Here is a 15,178-nt window from a genome sequence, read left to right on the forward strand (position 1 = left end):
CGGCGAGCCGATCACCCCCGAGTGGACCCGCCGCTTCACCGACCTGCTGCTCGGACCGCTCACCACGGGCTGAGGACTTCCGGGCACGGCGGAGCGGAGGGCTGCGGCAGCTGCGGCGGGGCCGCGTCGGCGCTCGGCGAGGGCTTGCCCGCGCCGGCGAGCCCTCCGGTGAGGTCGCCGACCAGCCCGTTGACCGCGTCCGGGGCGCTGCTGGGCAGGGTGCTCGGCAGACCGCCGCCCTTGCCCCCGCTGCCGGTGCCGGAGGCGGGCGGGGCCTGGTCGGTGCCGGGACGGCTGCCGGTGCCGCCCTGGGACCGTCCGGAGCCGGGCGTGGTGCCGGAGCCGTTCGCCCCGGAGTCGGCCGGGGCGCCCCCGGTCGAGGAGGACGAGTCGTCGCCCGCTCCGGTGCCGGCCGGGCCGCCGCTCTTGGCGGGCGGCTGGGCCAGGCGCAGGGGCGCGACGTCCTCGCTTATGTCGTCGAAGAGCTGGTTCACCAGGTGTGCCTGCTCGGTGAGTTGGACCGGCAGCCGGCCCTGCAGCTCGCTCCAGCGGCCGTCCTCGTCGTGGGCGAAACCGGCCAGCGCGCGCATCGGGTCCAGCGAGCCGTTGCTGCGGTAGACCGAGCGCAGCAGGTCACGGCCCTTGAGGGCGTCGGCGTGCATGTCGTCCAGCGCCCGGCGGACCCGGTCGACGGTGACCGGGCTGAGCCCGCTGGTCGAATCGTTCCGGCCGACCAGGGCGTTGGCCTCGCCGAGCCGGGTGGCGGCGTTGCCGAGCAGCAGCTCGCCGCGTTCCGAGTCGGAGTCCGCGAGGTCCAGTCGGAGCCCTTCGAGGCCGCGCTTCATGCCGTACAGCGTGTCCCCGGGGAGGGCGTTGGAGCTCGCGGTGGCGGCCCCGGCCAGGCTGCCGACGGCGAGCCCGGCGACCAGCCCGCCGATCGCGAAACGGCGGCTCCACCGGCCGCGCGGCGCCGTTCGGATGGCCCGGTGGCGGCGCTGGCGGGGCACCGCGGCGCCCGGCCCGCCCGCGAAGGCCTGCTCGAACGCGGCCATCAGCTGGGCGCGTTGGACCGTCCGGACCTCCTGGTCCAGGGCTGGTCCGGGCAGCGCTCCCAATGCGTCGGCCAGGCCCACCAGTTCGGCCATCGCGACCGAACCCGCCTCGGCGGAAGCGGTGTTGGCCGATTCGGCGGTGGCCGCGCGGCGTTGCTCCGCCTGGTGGGCCTCCAGCGCCTCGGCGAAGGCCTTCGCCCGGCGGTGCTCCAGCACGTTTGCCGTCACGGGCCACACCTCCCTTCGTCGTTGTCGACACCCCGGCCTGCCGGACGGTTGCCCCGGCGGGCCAAAGCCACTCCATCGGGTGACAGGTCGCAATTCGGCTTGACCGTACGCCTGGTGGGGGCTTGCACGCTGGCCAACGAGCGGTGCGGGCGGTCGGTTACGCGCGGCTGATCATCGGACCGACTGTTCACCCGGACGTGTCGGTCGGGTGGGAGTGGTGACGGGCCCTCGGGCCGTCGCCGGACCGGGGCTCGTCCTATCGCCCCCTCGGTCACCGCCGCCTCACCGCGCGTCGGGCGGGAGCAGCCGGGCCAGGGTGCGGACTGCGCGGTACTGGAGGGTCTTGATCGCGCCCTCGTTCTTGCCCATGATCCGCGCCGTCTCGGCCACCGAGAGGCCCTGCAGGAAACGCAGCGTCACGCACTCCTGCTGCTGGGGGTTGAGCCGGCGCACCGCGTCCAGCAGGGCGGCGTTGGAGAGCGACTCCAGCACCGACTCCTCCGGGCTGCGCTCGCACTCGTTGGAGTCGAGCATCTCGCCGGTGGTGACCTCCAGCCGGAACCGGCTGGACTTGAAGTGGTCGGCGACCAGGTTGCGGGCGATGGTGACCAGCCAGGCGCCGAAGTCCCGGCCCTGCCAGGTGAAGGTGCCGATCCGGCGCAGCGCGCGCAGGAAGGTCTCGCTGGTGAGGTCCTCGGCGGTGGCCCGGCTGCCGACCCGGTAGTAGATGTAGCGGTAGACGGTGTCCGCGTAGTGGTCGTAGAGCCGGCCGAAGGCCTCGCTCTCGCCGGCCTGGGCCCGCTCGACCAGCTCCATGATCGGGTTGTGCTCGGTCTCGTAGCCGGGGCTGGGCGCCGTGCGGGCGCGGCTGCGGCCGACGCCGGTGCTGCCGGTGCGGCTGCGCGAGCCGGTGCCGGTGGAGCCGGCAGCGGTGGTGCGCAGGGCCAGGCCGGGGCCGTGCTGGTGGCCGAACGGCGCGCCGGCGGGCACGAGTTGGGGCGGGGCGGCGAGCTGGCCGCGGAGCAGGGTGCGCAGCAGTTCCAGGCCGGTGGAGATCTGCCGCTCGGCGGCCGGGTGGCCGCGGAGGTCGGTGCGGGGGCGCAGGGGCGCGGACGACGGGCGGGAGGGTGCAGGCACGTCGTTCCGGACGGGTGGGTACACGGGACTCCCAGAGGCAGAACTGTGGACGGATCACCTCCGCCTGCGCGGAGAGCACTCCCCATGGCACCCGTTCGAGCGGGATGCATGGGCGACGTGCATCCAGGAGAGAATAACGCTTTGTGCAATGACAGCTACACCGTGTGGTCGAAGTGGTCGTTTGGGATCCAGTTGTTGTGCATATTCGGCTGACACTGACCGGAGATGTCGTCATTCATCCGGCTCAACGTGACCGTTTGGGCGCCCAGGGTGACCAATTCGGCGGTACTGCGGGCGGTTTCCCAGCCTTGAGGCCCAGCAATCCCCGACTTTCCGGGACTGGCGAACGATCAGAACCGGTCACCGGCCGGCAGGTTCGTTCAGTGACCCGGACGACCTTGCGGGAGTGGGGAGTTCGCTCGTACGAGGGGGCAGGTCAGGACCCCGATTGACGCCTGCTCACCCGCGCGGGGGAGGGGCGGAAACGGCTCCGCGTACCGGGGTCGGGCCCCTCCGCGCACCGGGGTCGGGCCGCTCCGCGGCCCCGGTCCGGACCCGGCTCAGCCGTGCCGGCGACGGCGCCGCAGCGCCACCGCGGCCGCCGTCGCACCGGCCGCCACCCCGAGCGCGGCCGCCGCCGGAAGCCCCACCCGGGCCGCCCTGCGCCCGGTCCGGAAGTCGCGCACCCGCCAGCCCTGCGCCCGGGCGTGCCGCCGCAGCGCGCCGTCCGGGTTCACCACGTACGGGTGGCCGACCAGCGAGAGCATCGGGATGTCGTTGGCCGAGTCGCTGTACGCGGCGCAGCGGTCGAGGTCCAGCCGTTCGCGCCGGGCCAGCGCGCTCACCGCGGCGGCCTTGGCCGGGCCGTGCAGCAGGTCGCCGACCAGTCGTCCGGTGTAGTGGCCGTCCCGGGCCTCGGCGACGGTGCCGAGCGCGCCGGTCATGCCGAGCCGCCGGGCGATGATCCGGGCCACCTCCAGCGGGGCGGCGGTCACCAGCCAGACCCGCTGGCCGGCGTCCAGGTGCATCTGGACCAGCGCGCGGGTGCCGGGCCAGATCTTGTCGGTGACGACCTGCTCGAAGACCTCCTCGCAGATCGCTTCCAGGTCGGCGGTGCGCTTCCCTGCGACGATGCCGAGGGCGGTGTTGCGGGCGTCCGAGATGTGGTCCGGGTCCTCCGTGCCGTGCAGCCGGAACATGGCCTGCTGCCAGGCGAAGCGGGCGATGTCGCGGCGGGTGAGGAAGCCGTGGCGGTAGAGGCCGACGCCGAGGTAGAAGATCGCCGCGCCGCGCAGGATGGTGTTGTCGCAGTCGAAGAAGGCGGCGGCGCGCGGGTCGTCCCGGTCGGGGGTGTGGTTGCCGGCCGGGGCCTTGGGGGCCTTCCCGGGCCTGCCCGTCGCGGGGACCGCGGTCGCCGTGCTCACCGTGGTCGTCGTCGCCTTCTCCTCGGCGGCGTCCGTCGTGAGCGGGGACAGCGGCTCGGCGCGCAGCGCGGCCTCGGCGGCCGCGGCGGCGGCCTCGCCCGCCAGGGCGCTCCGCTCGGTGGTGGAGCGTCTCGCCTGGGTGAGCCTTCGGAGCACGGCCATGTCATCGAGCATATCCAGCCGGGCGGGGAGCGGCCGTGACGGAGCCGTGCCCGTGCGGTGAACAGCTGCCCCGTCCGAACGCCCCGCCCCGAGCCGAAGGGGTGCGCCGGTGTCGAGGGGGAGAAGTGAGGGAGTGGCGCAGGAGCGAGGGAGTGCCGACCGTCGGCGCCGGGTCCGAAGCGGCCCGGAGGCGAGCGGGCGAGTACCCGCCCCGAGCCGAAGGGGTGCGCCGGCGCCGAGAGGGAGAAGTGAGGGAGTGACGCAGGAGCGAGGGAGTGCCGACCGTCGGCGCCGGGTCAGAAGCGCCCCGGAGGTGAGCGGGCGAGTGACGGCACAATGACGGGGTGAGCCCACTGCTGCGACGTAAGAGCCCCGAGCCGGCGGACCGTACCGTGACCCTGGTCGGCAAGCCCGGCTGCCACCTGTGCGACGAGGCCCGGGAGGTGATCGTCCGGGTGACGGCGGAGCTGGGCGCGGCCTTCGAGGAGCGGGACATCACCCAGGACGAGGAGCTGTACCGCCGCTACTGGGAGCAGATCCCGGTCACCCTGATCGACGGTCGCCAGCACGACTTCTGGCGGGTCGACGAGGGCCGTCTGCGCAGGGCGCTGGGCGGCTGAGGGCGGCTGAGGCGGCGTTCGTCCGGGTGCCGCGGCCCCCGCCGACCGGCGGGGGCGGTTCGCCGAATCGTTGCCAAAGACACTCCGTTCGGGCTTGGGGCGGGGCGCCCGGGTCGGCTTACGATCGAACGCGTTTGCGCCCGTGGGGGGCTGAGCACGCGAGGAGTGCCGCCATGCTTCCCCGTCCGACCCCCGCGACAGCCGAAGCCCTGCCCGGTGGCAGGGGCTTCGCCGTGGTGGACGTCGAGGCGACCGGCCGCAGCCCGTGGCGGCACCGGGTGGTCGAGGTCGCGGTGGTGGTGCTGGACGAGCGGCTCTGCCCCGAGGGGGAGTTCGCCACCCTGTTGGACCCGCTGGGCCCGGTCGGCCCGACCCACGTCCACCGGATACGCCAGGCCGACGTCGAGGGCGCCCCGCGCTTCCGGGAGATCGCCCCCCGGCTGCTGGAGCTGCTGGCGGGACGGGTGCTGGTCGGTCACCACGTCAGCTGCGACCACGCCTTCCTGGACCGCGAGTTCGCCCGGATCGGGGTGTCGCTGCCGCCGGTCCCGCTGCTGTGCACGATGGGGCTGGCCCGCGCCCACCTGCCGGAGGCCCGCGGTCACGGCCTGGCGGCCTGCGCGGAGGCGGCCGGTCTCGGCTGGTACCCGGCGCACACCGCGCTCGGCGACGCCCGGGTGACCGCCGAGCTGCTGCGGCACTGCGTGGGTGTCCCGTCCTGTCCGCCGGACGACTGGGCCGGCCCGCTGCGCGAGGCCGCCCGGGTGCCCTGGCCGCGGCTGGGCCGGGCCCGTTCCCGCCCGTCCGGCGACGCCGTCCCGCTGCTGCGCCGGGAGGCGCCGTACGGCCCGTGGCTGCCGGGTTCCGCGGCCCCGGAGGTCGTGCTGACGCAGGCCGGTGCTATGTGTTCGACGGCGTGATGCGCATCACTGTGCGGGGACAAATCGGACACCATCTTTGTGCACACGTTCACAAACGCTTAGCCTGGCTGCCAAAGCCCAGCTTCACCCACAGGAGCACCGTGGCAATCGGCCGATCACCACAGAGCAGTTCGCAGACGCCTGACCAGGGCGCCGCGCGCCGACCCTCGCGTGCCCGGGGCATCCCGGAGGCGACCGTCGCCCGGCTCCCCCTCTACCTGCGGGCCCTCACCGCACTCTCCGAGCGCTCGGTGCCGACCGTCTCCTCCGAGGAACTGGCCGCCGCGGCCGGCGTGAACTCGGCCAAGCTGCGCAAGGACTTCTCCTACCTCGGCTCCTACGGCACCCGCGGCGTCGGCTACGACGTCGAGTACCTCGTCTACCAGATCTCCCGAGAGCTCGGCCTCACCCAGGACTGGCCGGTCGTCATCGTCGGCATCGGGAACCTCGGCCACGCCCTCGCCAACTACGGCGGTTTCGCCTCCCGCGGTTTCCGGGTCGCCGCCCTGCTGGACGCCGATCCGAACGTGGTCGGTTCCACCGCGGCCGGACTGCCGGTGCGCCACATGGACGAGCTGGAGTCGATCGTCGAGAGCCAGCACGTCTCGATCGGCGTGATCACCACCCCGCCCGGCGCGGCCCAGCAGGTTTGCGACCGGCTGGTCGAGGCAGGCGTTACGAGCATCCTGAACTTCGCCCCGACCGTGCTGACCGTGCCGGACGGCGTGGACGTGCGCAAGGTGGACCTCTCCATCGAGCTGCAGATCCTCGCCTTCCACGAGCAGCGCAAGGCCGGGGAGGAGCCCGACCGCACCGAGTCGGTGCTGGACCGCGCCCCCGGCCCGGTCCGAGCGGCCGCGGCCAAGCTGCGCCGGGCGGCCGGCGGCAACGGCAAGAGCCGCGGCGGCGCCGAGCCGACGGTCAAGGACCAGGCCGAGCAGGCCACCAAGGGCAAGTCCGCCAAGGGCGGCGAGGGCGAGCTGTCCGCGGTGATGCCCGCATGAACACCGAGAGCTGTGGGGGGCGGGCATGAGTCTTCTCGTCGTCGGACTGAGCCATCGGACGGCGCCGGTTGGCGTGCTGGAGCGCGCCGCGCTGACCGGTGAGGTCCCGACCCGCCTGCTGCACGACGCGGCCGCGTCCTCGACCGTCGCCGAGGCCGCCCTGCTCAACACCTGCAACCGGATCGAGCTGTACGCGGACGTGGACAAGTTCCACGCCGGCGTCGCCGAGCTGTCGCTGCTGCTGGCCCACCACAGCGGGGTGGACCTGGAGGAGCTGACCTCCCACCTGTACGTCCACTACGAGGACCGCGCCGTCCACCACCTCTTCTCGGTGGCCTGCGGGCTGGACTCGATGGTGGTCGGCGAGGGCCAGATCCTCGGCCAGCTGCGCGACGCGCTGGCCAAGGCCCAGGACGAGCACACCGCCGGGCGCGGCCTGAACGAGCTGTTCCAGCAGGCCCTGCGGGTCGGCAAGCGGGCGCACAGCGAGACCGGCATCGACAAGGCCGGCCAGTCCCTGGTCACCTTCGGCCTGGAGCAGGTCGCCGCGGGCGCGGGCGAGATCGCCGGCAAGCGCGCGCTGGTGGTCGGGGCCGGCTCGATGAGCTCGCTGGCCGCCGCCACCCTGGTCCGCTCGGGCGTCACCGACCTGCTGATCGCCAACCGGACGCCGGCCCGCGCCGAGCGCCTGGTGGAGATCCTCGGCCCGGACGTGGCCCGCACCCTCGACCTCGCCAAGGTGCCGGAGGCGCTGGCCGACGTCGACCTGGTGATCTCCTGCACCGGCGCGGCCGGCGTGGTGGTCAGGGCCGAGGACGTGGCCGCCGCGGTGGCCGTCCGCGCCGCCGAGACCCCGCTCGCCCTGCTCGACCTCGCCATGCCGCGCGACGTCGACCACGCCGTGCACGAGCTCGACGGCGCCCTGCTGGTCGACCTGGAGAGCCTCTCCCACGCGCACGCCGCCAGCCCCGGCGCCGGCGACGTCGACGAGGTCACCCGGATCGTCTCCGACGAGGTGACCGCCTTCGGCGCCGCCCAGCGGGCCGCCCGGATCGCGCCGACCGTGGTCGCGCTGCGGGCGATGGCCTCCGACGTGGTCGCCGCCGAACTGGGCCGGCTGGACTCCCGGCTGCCCGAGCTGGACGAGCGCTCCCGCGCCGAGATCACCCAGACCGTCCGCCGCGTCGTCGACAAGCTGCTGCACGCCCCGACCGTCCGGGTGAAGCAGCTGGCCGCCGAGCCCGGCGGCGCCTCCTACGCGGACGCCCTGCGCGAGCTGTTCGACCTCGACCCGGCGGCCGTGCACGCCGTGTCGGGCACGCCCGTCGGCGGCCGGCCCCAGCCCTCGGGCGGGGGCACCAGATGAACCGTCAGCCATCCCACGAGTACCACCGGGACGATCACCTCATGAATGGTCAACCGCTCACCGAGCAGGCTCCGCCCGCCGCCCTGCGGCTCGGCACCCGGCGCAGCGCGCTCGCCATGGCCCAGTCGGGCATGGTCGCCCGCGAGGTGACCAGGCTCACCGGCCGCCCCGTCGAGCTGGTCGAGATCACCACCTACGGCGACACCTCCCGGGAGGCGCTCGCGCAGATCGGCGGCACCGGCGTGTTCGTCTCCGCGCTGCGGGACGCCCTGCTGGAGGGCCGGATCGACTTCGCCGTGCACTCGCTCAAGGACCTGCCCACCGCCGCGCCCGAGGGCCTGGTGCTGGCCGCCGTCCCCGAGCGCGAGGACGTCCGGGACGCCCTGGTCGCGGCCGAGGGCCTGACCCTGGACGAGCTGGTGGAGAAGCTGGCGGGCGCCGGCCGCCCGGCCCGGATCGGCACCGGCTCGCCGCGCCGGATGGCCCAGCTGAACGCCTGGGCCCGCGCCCGCGGGGCGCAGCTGGAGACCGTCGCGATCCGCGGCAACGTGGACACCCGGATCGGTTACGTGACCGGTGGCGAGCTGGACGCCGTGGTGCTGGCCACGGCCGGCCTCAACCGGCTCGGCCGCGCTGCCGAGATCTCCCAGCACCTCGACCCCGAGCTGATGATCCCGGCCCCCGGCCAGGGCGCGCTCGCGATCGAGTGCGGCGCCTCCGACTCTGAGCTGACCGCCGCGCTCGCCGCGCTGGACCACGCCCCCACCAGGGTCGCCGTGGCCGCCGAGCGCGCCCTGCTGGCCACCCTGGAGGCCGGCTGCTCGGCTCCGGTGGCCGCACTGGCCACCTGGGGCCGGGAGAACGAACTGCGGTTGGATGGCGTGGTCGGCGACCCCGACGGCACCGCCCTGCTGAAGATGTCCGCCAACGGTCCGATCGTCCTCGACGAGACCGCCGAGCAGCAGGCGCGGGCCCTCGGCCACGCCCTGGCCGCCCGGCTGCTCGACGCGGGCGCGGCCACCCTGATGGGGGAGCGAGCCCGATGAGCCCCACCGCCGCCACCGATGCCCTGTTCCCGGCCGGCCAGCCCACCGGACGGTGCACCTTCCTGGGGGCGGGCCCGGGGGACCCGGGCCTGTTGACCCTGCGCGCGGTCGAGGTGCTGTCCTCGGCCGACATCCTGGTCGCCGACCCGCTGACCGCGGCGGCCGTGCGCACCCACTGCCCGGCCGGCGTGCAGGTGCACGCCCCGGTCGCCGAGGGCGCCGACTTCGACCTGGCCAAGCTGGTCGCCGAGGCCGTCCGGGCCGGCAAGCACGTGGTCCGCACGGTCGACGGCGACCCGGGCCTGGACGGCTGCGCCGCCGAGGAGATGCTCAGCTGCGCGGGCGACGGGATCCCCTTCGAGGTCGTCCCGGGCGTCGCCCAGTCGGTCGGCGTGCCGGCGTACGCGGGCGTCCCGCTGCGCGGCGCGGCCGGCACCGACGTCCGCTTCGTGGACGGCGCCCAGCTGCTGTCCGGTGCCCAGGTCGACCTGGGCGCGCCGGAGACCACCCTGGTGGTGCGCACCACCCTGGGCCAGCTGCCGGCCACCGCGAGCGCGCTGGTCTCCAACGGGCGCAAGCCGGAGTCGGCGCTCAGCGCCACCCTGTCCGGCACCACCACCCGTCAGCGCACCTTCACCTCGACGCTGTCCACCATCGCGGCCGACCTCAAGGCCGCCCGGGTGCTGCCCTCGCCGGTGTCCGCCCCGGTGGACCCGGCGACCTCGGTGATAGCCGTGGTGGGCGAGCAGGTCGCCCACCGGGCCTCGCACTCGTGGTTCGAGACCAAGCCGCTGTTCGGCTGGAACGTCCTCGTGCCGCGCACCAAGGAGCAGGCCCACGGCCTGTCCGAGCAGCTGCGCTCGTACGGCGCGGTGCCGCAGGAGGTGCCGACCATCGCGGTCGAGCCGCCGCGCACCCCGCAGCAGATGGAGCGGGCCATCAAGGGCCTGGTCACCGGCCGGTACGAGTGGATCGCCTTCACCTCGGTGAACGCCGTCCGCGCCGTCCGGGAGAAGTTCGAGGAGTACGGCCTGGACGCCCGGGCGTTCGCCGGGATCAAGGTCGCGGCGGTCGGCGAGACCACCGCGCAGGCCCTGGTGGACTTCGGCGTGAAGCCGGACCTGGTGCCCTCCGGCGAGCAGTCCGCGGCCGGGCTGCTGGAGGACTGGCCGCCGTACGACCCGGTGTTCGACCCGATCGACCGGGTGCTGCTGCCGCGCGCCGACATCGCCACCGAGACCCTGGTGGCCGGTCTGGTCGAGCTCGGCTGGGAGGTCGACGACGTGACGGCGTACCGGACGGTGCGCGCCTCGCCGCCGCCGGCCGAGACCCGCGAGGCGATCAAGGGCGGCGGCTTCGACGCGGTGCTGTTCACCTCGTCCTCGACCGTCCGGAACCTGGTCGGCATCGCCGGCAAGCCGCACAACGTCACGGTCATCGCCTGCATCGGCCCGGCCACCGCCAAGACCGCCGAGGAGCACGGCCTGCGGGTCGACGTGATGGCTCCGGCGCCGTCGGCGGCCGCGCTGGCCCAGGCGCTGGCAGACTTCGGGGCCAGGCGTCGGGACACCGCGACGGCCGCGGGCGAGCCGGTCTACCGGCCCAGCGAGCGCCGTCCGGGATCCCGCCGCAAGGCTCGCTGAGCCCCCCTCAATCACCGTGGTGAGGCCAACTATGGTGCTGGGGGCGGTGGTTCGCCGCCCCCAGTGCTGAACAACCGTTCGGAGAGAGAAGCCGTGTCCGCTGAATTCCCGTACGTTCGCCCCCGCCGTCTGCGGCAGAGCCCGGCGATGCGCCGGCTGGTCGCCGAGACCCGGCTGCACCCGGCGGAGCTGATCCTGCCCGCCTTCGTCAGCGAGGGCATCGCCGAGCCGAGGCCGATCGCCTCGATGCCGGGCGTGCTCCAGCACACCCGGGACAGCCTGCGGAAGGCCGCGGTGGAGGCCGCCGAGGCGGGCGTGGGCGGCATCATGCTGTTCGGCCTGCCCGAGGTGAAGGACGCCGTCGGCTCCGAGGGCACCAACCCCGACGGGATCCTGCAGCAGGCCATCCGCGACGTGGTCGCGGAGGTCGGCGACCAGCTGGTGGTCATGTCGGACCTCTGCCTGGACGAGTTCACCGACCACGGGCACTGCGGCGTGCTGGCCGAGGACGGCAGCGTGGACAACGACGCGACCCTGGCGCGCTACGCCGAGATGGCCGTGGTCCAGGCCGAGGCCGGCGTGCACATGGTCGGTCCGTCCGGGATGATGGACGGCCAGATCGCCGTCATCCGGCGGGCGCTGGACGAGGCCGGGCACCAGGACGTCAGCGTCCTCGCCTACACCGCCAAGTACGCCTCCGCCCTGTACGGCCCGTTCCGCGAGGCCGTCAACTCCTCGCTCGAGGGCGACCGCAAGACCTACCAGCAGGACCCGGCGAACGCGCGTGAGGCGCTGCGCGAGCTGGAGCTGGACATCGCGGAGGGCGCGGACCTGGTGATGGTCAAGCCGGCCATGCTGTACCTGGACGTCCTGCGGCAGGTCGCGGACGCCTCGCCGGTGCCGGTGGCGGCGTACCAGATCTCCGGCGAGTACTCGATGGTGGAGGCCGCCGCCGCGAACGGCTGGATCGAGCGGGAGCGCACCATCCTGGAGACGCTCACCTCGATCCGCCGGGCCGGTGCCGAGCAGATCCTCACCTACTGGGCGGTCGAGGCCGCCCGGATGCTCAAGTACTGAGCATCGCAGGACAGCCGGAAGGCCGGGCCCCTCGCCACTACGCGGGGCCCGGCCTTCCGGCTTGCGCTACTTCCAGCCGTTGATGTGGGCGAAGCCCTTGCCGTCGCCGACCAGGTCGGTGGAGGTGGCGGCGCCGTCGAAGGCGCCGCCGGCGACGACGTCGGAGGTGTGGGCGACGCCCCAGCCGTCCCCGGCCAGGAACGGCTCGTCGGCGGTGGCGACGATGGCGCCGCCGCCCACCAGGCCGACGTGCGCGAACGCCGGGGTGGCGGCACCGGCGAGCGCCAGCGCGGCGGTGGCGGTCAGGGCGGCCTTGGCCAGCTTGCTCTTCATGGATCTGCCCTCTCTGTGGGAGCGCCCCCGCGGGCGCTCTGCCTCTGACTCGTGCTCTGACTCGTGCCTCGGTCAAGCCCGGAGGGCCCGGGGAGACCTTCCTCCCCGGGCCCTCCGTCCGTGCCATGCCCCTTGATCAGCCGATCAGGTGCGAGACACCCGCGTCGCCCGAGGACTGGGTGTTCTGGCCGACGTTGCAGATCTGCTTCGGGGTGCTGTTCAGGACGGGCACCTCGATCGGAACCGCGAGGCCGCCGACGGCGACGGCGATGTTGTGGATCTCCGGCAGGCAGATGTTCGCGTTGTCCAGGGTGTGGAAGTTCGGGCTGTTGTTGCCGTGGGTGCCGGTCTGGTTGGTGCCGCCGTTGCCCTGGACCGAGGTGGCGGCGCCGTCCGAGTCGGCGATGGCGGAAGCCGAGCCGGCGGACATCGCGATGGCGGCGGCGGCCAGGCCGGCGGCGGCGAGGGACTTCTTGATCATTTCCGGTTTTCCTCTCAAGGGTGAATCGGGGAGCGATTCGAGGGTGGTTCGGGGAGTGGTGCGGGGGAGGGCTGGGGGAGCGGTCAGCCGACCAGGTGGGACACGCCGGCGTCACCCTTGCTCTGGGTGCCCTGGCCCTGGGTGCAGTACTGCTTGCCACCGCTGTTGGCGATCGGGACCTCGACCGGGACGGCCACACCGAGAACACCGACGGCGATGTTGTGGATCTCGGGGAGGCAGACGTTCGCGTTGTCCAGGAAGTGGAAGTTCGGGCTGTTGTTCCCGACCGTCCCGGTGAAGTTGGTGCCGCCGTTGCCCTCGATGGAGGCGGCAGCGCCGTCCGCGTCACCGATGGCCGAGGCGGGCGCGGCGGCGGCGGCCAGCGCGGCGACGGCCAGGCCGGCGGCGGCGAAGGACTTCTGGATCATGGGGAGATCCCTCTCTGAAATGCTTTCGGTTTCCGTGCGTAGCAACGCGGTCGAACGCTCAGACCCGGTCTGCAGTCACTGACGTCCAGATCAAAGAATGACGGCACGGAAGGTTACGGGGATTTTTGAAAAGAGTCCGGGAGGCGCGTCCAGGAATGGTCTAAGGTCGGATTATTGGGCCGAACCGGTTAACGCCCGCAATCCGAAATCACGGTCACTCGTTGCGCAGATTGCTTTCCGGCTGCGGCCCCGCAGCCCTCCCCGATGGAACTCCGGAACGGGATCTCCAGGACGTCCCGGTACGGACAGGCAGAACGGTGAAACGCATGAAGTTCTCCAAGCGGGCCGGCGCGATGCTGCTGGCGGTCGGTGCGGGCGTGCTCGCCGCCCAGGGAGCGGCCTCCGCCGCCCCGGTGAGCCCCGACCAGGTCGGAGTCCTGGAGGACAAGCTGTCCACCCAGCAGGTGCCGGCGGACGTCCCGCTCACCCCGCTGGGCAGCCACGTCACGGCCGGCATCCCGGCCTCGCTGGTCATGCCCCCGGTGCCCGGCCGGAGCACTGACAACGGGCTGGTCCCGGACCACCTGGTGCCCCAGCTGGCCACCGGCAAGGTCGGCCCGAGCGCCAGGGCCCAGCTGCCGCTCCCGCTGGTCGACCAGGGCGCCGACCTCGGCGAGGTGCTGCTGGAGGCCCCGGCCGCGCCGCTGCAGGCCAAGACCCCCGGCCTGGACGTGGGCAAGCCGCCGGCGCTGGTGCAGGACGGCACCGGTCAGCTCGCCGACGGCCGGCTCCGGGTGGACGAGGTGGACCCGCGCCTGGTGCCCGGCGGCGTGCAGACCGTCCCCGGGGCCACCGCCAGCCTCGGTGGCGACCACGGTCGGCTCTCCGCCATCGACGAGGTGAACGACCTCGCCGACACCACCACCGCGACGGCCACCGGGACCGCCGCCGGCCTCGTGCAGCAGAGCGGCCTGGCCGGTCCGGCGGGCCTGACCCAGCTCTGAGCCCGCCCTGGACGCGCCGGAGCCCGGCACCCCAGGACAGCGGACGGGGTGCCGGGCTCCGGCGCGTCCGGGCGTGCGGACGCTCAGCCCGGCAGGACGCCGGCCAGCCCGCCGACCAGCGGAAGGTCCTTGACGCCGCCGCCGGCGCTCAGCGGTCCGGTCAGCGCGCCGGTGCCCACCGGGGCCAGGCCCTGGTCCGGCTGGACGGTCGCGCCGTTGTTGAGCACGTCGGCCGAGGAGTTGGCCCACGGGTCCAGGCGCAGGCTCTTGATCGGCGCGACGCCGTAGCCGAGCCCGGCCGTCGTCCCGTTCAGCGCCTGTCCGACGTCGGTCTTCGCGAGCGAGGCCGGGCCCGCCGCGGGCTGCCGGCCCGAGGCGGTGGCGGCCTGCGCGGTACCGGTGCCGAGCAGCACCACCGCGCCCACGGCGGCGGCCAGTCCGGCCCCGCCCTTCTTCGAAAGCATGCGGATCACCCTTCGGTGGAGTGGGGGGCCGGCCCGATCGGACCCGAGGGGCGGGCCCTGAGGTTGCGGGCGTCCCGTCCGGGGACGCCGAACTGCCCCCCGGCCGGGGTGGGCGGGGGGCAGTTCGGTCTGGGACACGGGGCCGATCAGGGGCAGTCGTCCGCGGGCTTCGCCTCCACGTTGGCGCAGCTGTTGCCGAAGGCCGGGTTCAGCAGGCCGACCGGGTTGACGGTGTTGCCGCACAGGTTGAGCGGGATGTGGATCGGCACCTGGAGCTGGTTGCCGGAGACGACACCGGGGGAGTTTGCGGCCACGCCCTCGGCGCCCGCGCTCGCGGCGGCGGAGCCCGCCGCACCCAGCACCAGGCCGGCAGCGGCGGCGGAGAGGACGGCGACCTTCTTCACGTTCTGCATGGGGGTTGATCTCCTCGATCACACACGGGTGGAGCGTGCCGTGCCGCAAGGCCGCGGCACGGGCTCGGTGAATCAGCTGTCGCCGTTGCGGCGACCGCGGGTTCAGCCGACGTTGGCGCAGTGGTTGCCGAAGGCCGGGTTCAGCAGGCCGACCAGGTTGACGGTGTTGCCGCACACGTTGATCGGAATGTGGATCGGCACCTGGAGCTGGTTGCCGGAGAGCACGCCGGGGGAACCGGCGGCCACGCCCTCGGCCTCCGCGCTGGCGAACGCGCCGCCGGCGGCACCGAGCACCAGGCCGGTGGTGGCCAGCGTCAGGGCGGCGGCCTTCTTGAAGTTGCGCATGATTTTCCTCCGATTTCTGCCCGACGGAAAT

17 protein-coding genes are annotated in these 15,178 nt (G+C 73.8%); 8 read left to right on the forward strand and 9 right to left on the reverse strand.

Going from position 1 to position 15,178, the window contains the following annotated elements:
• Nucleotides 1-59: 59 nt before the first annotated feature.
• From ACWCYO_RS14865 to ACWCYO_RS14875, 3 genes are all read right to left on the reverse strand, one after another.
• Complete coding sequence (locus tag ACWCYO_RS14865; protein WP_449784470.1) at nt 60-1,280, reverse strand: DUF5667 domain-containing protein; 1,221 nt, start codon at nt 1,278-1,280, stop codon at nt 60-62.
• A 282-nt stretch (nt 1,281-1,562) separates the two neighbouring features.
• Nucleotides 1,563-2,336, reverse strand: a complete 774-nt coding sequence (locus tag ACWCYO_RS14870) for an ECF subfamily RNA polymerase sigma factor, BldN family (RefSeq protein WP_449784503.1) — start codon at nt 2,334-2,336, stop codon at nt 1,563-1,565.
• Nucleotides 2,337-2,977: 641 nt separating this feature from the next.
• On the reverse strand, nt 2,978-4,003 hold the full coding sequence (locus ACWCYO_RS14875; protein WP_270146284.1) for an HAD family hydrolase: 1,026 nt from the start codon (nt 4,001-4,003) through the stop codon (nt 2,978-2,980).
• A 344-nt stretch (nt 4,004-4,347) separates the two neighbouring features.
• Between ACWCYO_RS14875 and ACWCYO_RS14880 the strand changes: the two genes are divergently transcribed.
• The 7 genes from ACWCYO_RS14880 to hemB all read left to right on the forward strand — a co-directional run bounded on the left by ACWCYO_RS14880 (nt 4,348) and on the right by hemB (nt 11,679).
• Entirely contained in the window at nt 4,348-4,623 is a 276-nt protein-coding gene (locus ACWCYO_RS14880; protein ID WP_270146286.1) for a glutaredoxin family protein, read from the forward strand.
• A gap of 173 nt (nt 4,624-4,796) precedes the next feature.
• Nucleotides 4,797-5,543 carry a 3'-5' exonuclease gene (locus ACWCYO_RS14885; protein ID WP_270146288.1) on the forward strand — a complete coding sequence of 249 codons (747 nt, stop codon included), beginning with the start codon at nt 4,797-4,799 and terminating at the stop codon, nt 5,541-5,543.
• Between the two features lie 107 nt (nt 5,544-5,650).
• Nucleotides 5,651-6,547 (forward strand): redox-sensing transcriptional repressor Rex, encoded by an 897-nt coding sequence (locus ACWCYO_RS14890; RefSeq protein WP_270151170.1) that lies wholly within the window; start codon nt 5,651-5,653, stop codon nt 6,545-6,547.
• Between the two features lie 25 nt (nt 6,548-6,572).
• Nucleotides 6,573-7,913: a glutamyl-tRNA reductase gene (locus ACWCYO_RS14895; protein WP_270146290.1), complete on the forward strand. Its 1,341-nt coding sequence runs from the start codon at nt 6,573-6,575 to the stop codon at nt 7,911-7,913.
• Between the two features lie 41 nt (nt 7,914-7,954).
• Complete coding sequence (gene hemC / locus ACWCYO_RS14900) at nt 7,955-8,959, forward strand: hydroxymethylbilane synthase (protein WP_449784471.1); 1,005 nt, start codon at nt 7,955-7,957, stop codon at nt 8,957-8,959.
• Complete coding sequence (locus tag ACWCYO_RS14905) at nt 8,956-10,602, forward strand: bifunctional uroporphyrinogen-III C-methyltransferase/uroporphyrinogen-III synthase (RefSeq protein ID WP_270146294.1); 1,647 nt, start codon at nt 8,956-8,958, stop codon at nt 10,600-10,602. Before hemC ends, ACWCYO_RS14905 begins: the two co-directional genes overlap by 4 nt.
• Before the next feature lie 93 nt (nt 10,603-10,695).
• Complete coding sequence (gene hemB / locus ACWCYO_RS14910) at nt 10,696-11,679, forward strand: porphobilinogen synthase (protein ID WP_270146296.1); 984 nt, start codon at nt 10,696-10,698, stop codon at nt 11,677-11,679.
• 66 nt (nt 11,680-11,745) lie between these two features.
• On the opposite strand, the gene ACWCYO_RS14915 is transcribed toward hemB, so the two are convergent.
• The 3 genes from ACWCYO_RS14915 to ACWCYO_RS14925 form a co-directional block, all read right to left on the reverse strand.
• A complete protein-coding gene (locus ACWCYO_RS14915; protein ID WP_270146298.1) occupies nt 11,746-12,012 on the reverse strand; it encodes a hypothetical protein in 267 nt (88 codons plus the stop codon).
• A gap of 136 nt (nt 12,013-12,148) precedes the next feature.
• Nucleotides 12,149-12,493, reverse strand: a complete 345-nt coding sequence (locus ACWCYO_RS14920) for a rodlet layer protein (protein ID WP_270146299.1) — start codon at nt 12,491-12,493, stop codon at nt 12,149-12,151.
• Between the two features lie 83 nt (nt 12,494-12,576).
• A complete protein-coding gene (locus ACWCYO_RS14925; RefSeq protein WP_270146301.1) occupies nt 12,577-12,921 on the reverse strand; it encodes a rodlet layer protein in 345 nt (114 codons plus the stop codon).
• 326 nt (nt 12,922-13,247) lie between these two features.
• Between ACWCYO_RS14925 and ACWCYO_RS14930 the strand changes: the two genes are divergently transcribed.
• Complete coding sequence (locus tag ACWCYO_RS14930; RefSeq protein WP_449784472.1) at nt 13,248-13,925, forward strand: hypothetical protein; 678 nt, start codon at nt 13,248-13,250, stop codon at nt 13,923-13,925.
• A gap of 83 nt (nt 13,926-14,008) precedes the next feature.
• Here ACWCYO_RS14930 and ACWCYO_RS14935 read toward each other — a convergent pair whose 3' ends face one another.
• From ACWCYO_RS14935 to ACWCYO_RS14945, 3 genes are all read right to left on the reverse strand, one after another.
• Entirely contained in the window at nt 14,009-14,389 is a 381-nt protein-coding gene (locus ACWCYO_RS14935) for a hypothetical protein (protein ID WP_270146305.1), read from the reverse strand.
• A 146-nt stretch (nt 14,390-14,535) separates the two neighbouring features.
• Complete coding sequence (locus ACWCYO_RS14940; RefSeq protein ID WP_270146307.1) at nt 14,536-14,802, reverse strand: chaplin; 267 nt, start codon at nt 14,800-14,802, stop codon at nt 14,536-14,538.
• A gap of 102 nt (nt 14,803-14,904) precedes the next feature.
• Nucleotides 14,905-15,147 carry a chaplin gene (locus ACWCYO_RS14945; RefSeq protein WP_270146309.1) on the reverse strand — a complete coding sequence of 81 codons (243 nt, stop codon included), beginning with the start codon at nt 15,145-15,147 and terminating at the stop codon, nt 14,905-14,907.
• Nucleotides 15,148-15,178 lie beyond the last annotated feature (31 nt).

This window comes from Kitasatospora sp. NPDC001683 (assembly GCF_053596495.1).

Bases quoted from the DNA above. Each gene is read 5' to 3' on its own strand.
- ACWCYO_RS14920 (WP_270146299.1), bottom strand. From the start codon at position 12,493: ATGATCAAGAAGTCCCTCGCCGCCGCCGGCCTGGCCGCCGCCGCCATC.
- hemC (WP_449784471.1), top strand. From the start codon at position 7,955: ATGAATGGTCAACCGCTCACCGAGCAGGCTCCGCCCGCCGCCCTGCGG.
- ACWCYO_RS14930 (WP_449784472.1), top strand. From the start codon at position 13,248: ATGAAGTTCTCCAAGCGGGCCGGCGCGATGCTGCTGGCGGTCGGTGCG.
- ACWCYO_RS14885 (WP_270146288.1), top strand. From the start codon at position 4,797: ATGCTTCCCCGTCCGACCCCCGCGACAGCCGAAGCCCTGCCCGGTGGC.
- ACWCYO_RS14940 (WP_270146307.1), bottom strand. From the start codon at position 14,802: ATGCAGAACGTGAAGAAGGTCGCCGTCCTCTCCGCCGCCGCTGCCGGC.
- ACWCYO_RS14905 (WP_270146294.1), top strand. From the start codon at position 8,956: ATGAGCCCCACCGCCGCCACCGATGCCCTGTTCCCGGCCGGCCAGCCC.
- ACWCYO_RS14945 (WP_270146309.1), bottom strand. From the start codon at position 15,147: ATGCGCAACTTCAAGAAGGCCGCCGCCCTGACGCTGGCCACCACCGGC.
- ACWCYO_RS14915 (WP_270146298.1), bottom strand. From the start codon at position 12,012: ATGAAGAGCAAGCTGGCCAAGGCCGCCCTGACCGCCACCGCCGCGCTG.
- ACWCYO_RS14935 (WP_270146305.1), bottom strand. From the start codon at position 14,389: ATGCTTTCGAAGAAGGGCGGGGCCGGACTGGCCGCCGCCGTGGGCGCG.
- ACWCYO_RS14925 (WP_270146301.1), bottom strand. From the start codon at position 12,921: ATGATCCAGAAGTCCTTCGCCGCCGCCGGCCTGGCCGTCGCCGCGCTG.
- ACWCYO_RS14895 (WP_270146290.1), top strand. From the start codon at position 6,573: ATGAGTCTTCTCGTCGTCGGACTGAGCCATCGGACGGCGCCGGTTGGC.
- ACWCYO_RS14875 (WP_270146284.1), bottom strand. From the start codon at position 4,003: ATGGCCGTGCTCCGAAGGCTCACCCAGGCGAGACGCTCCACCACCGAG.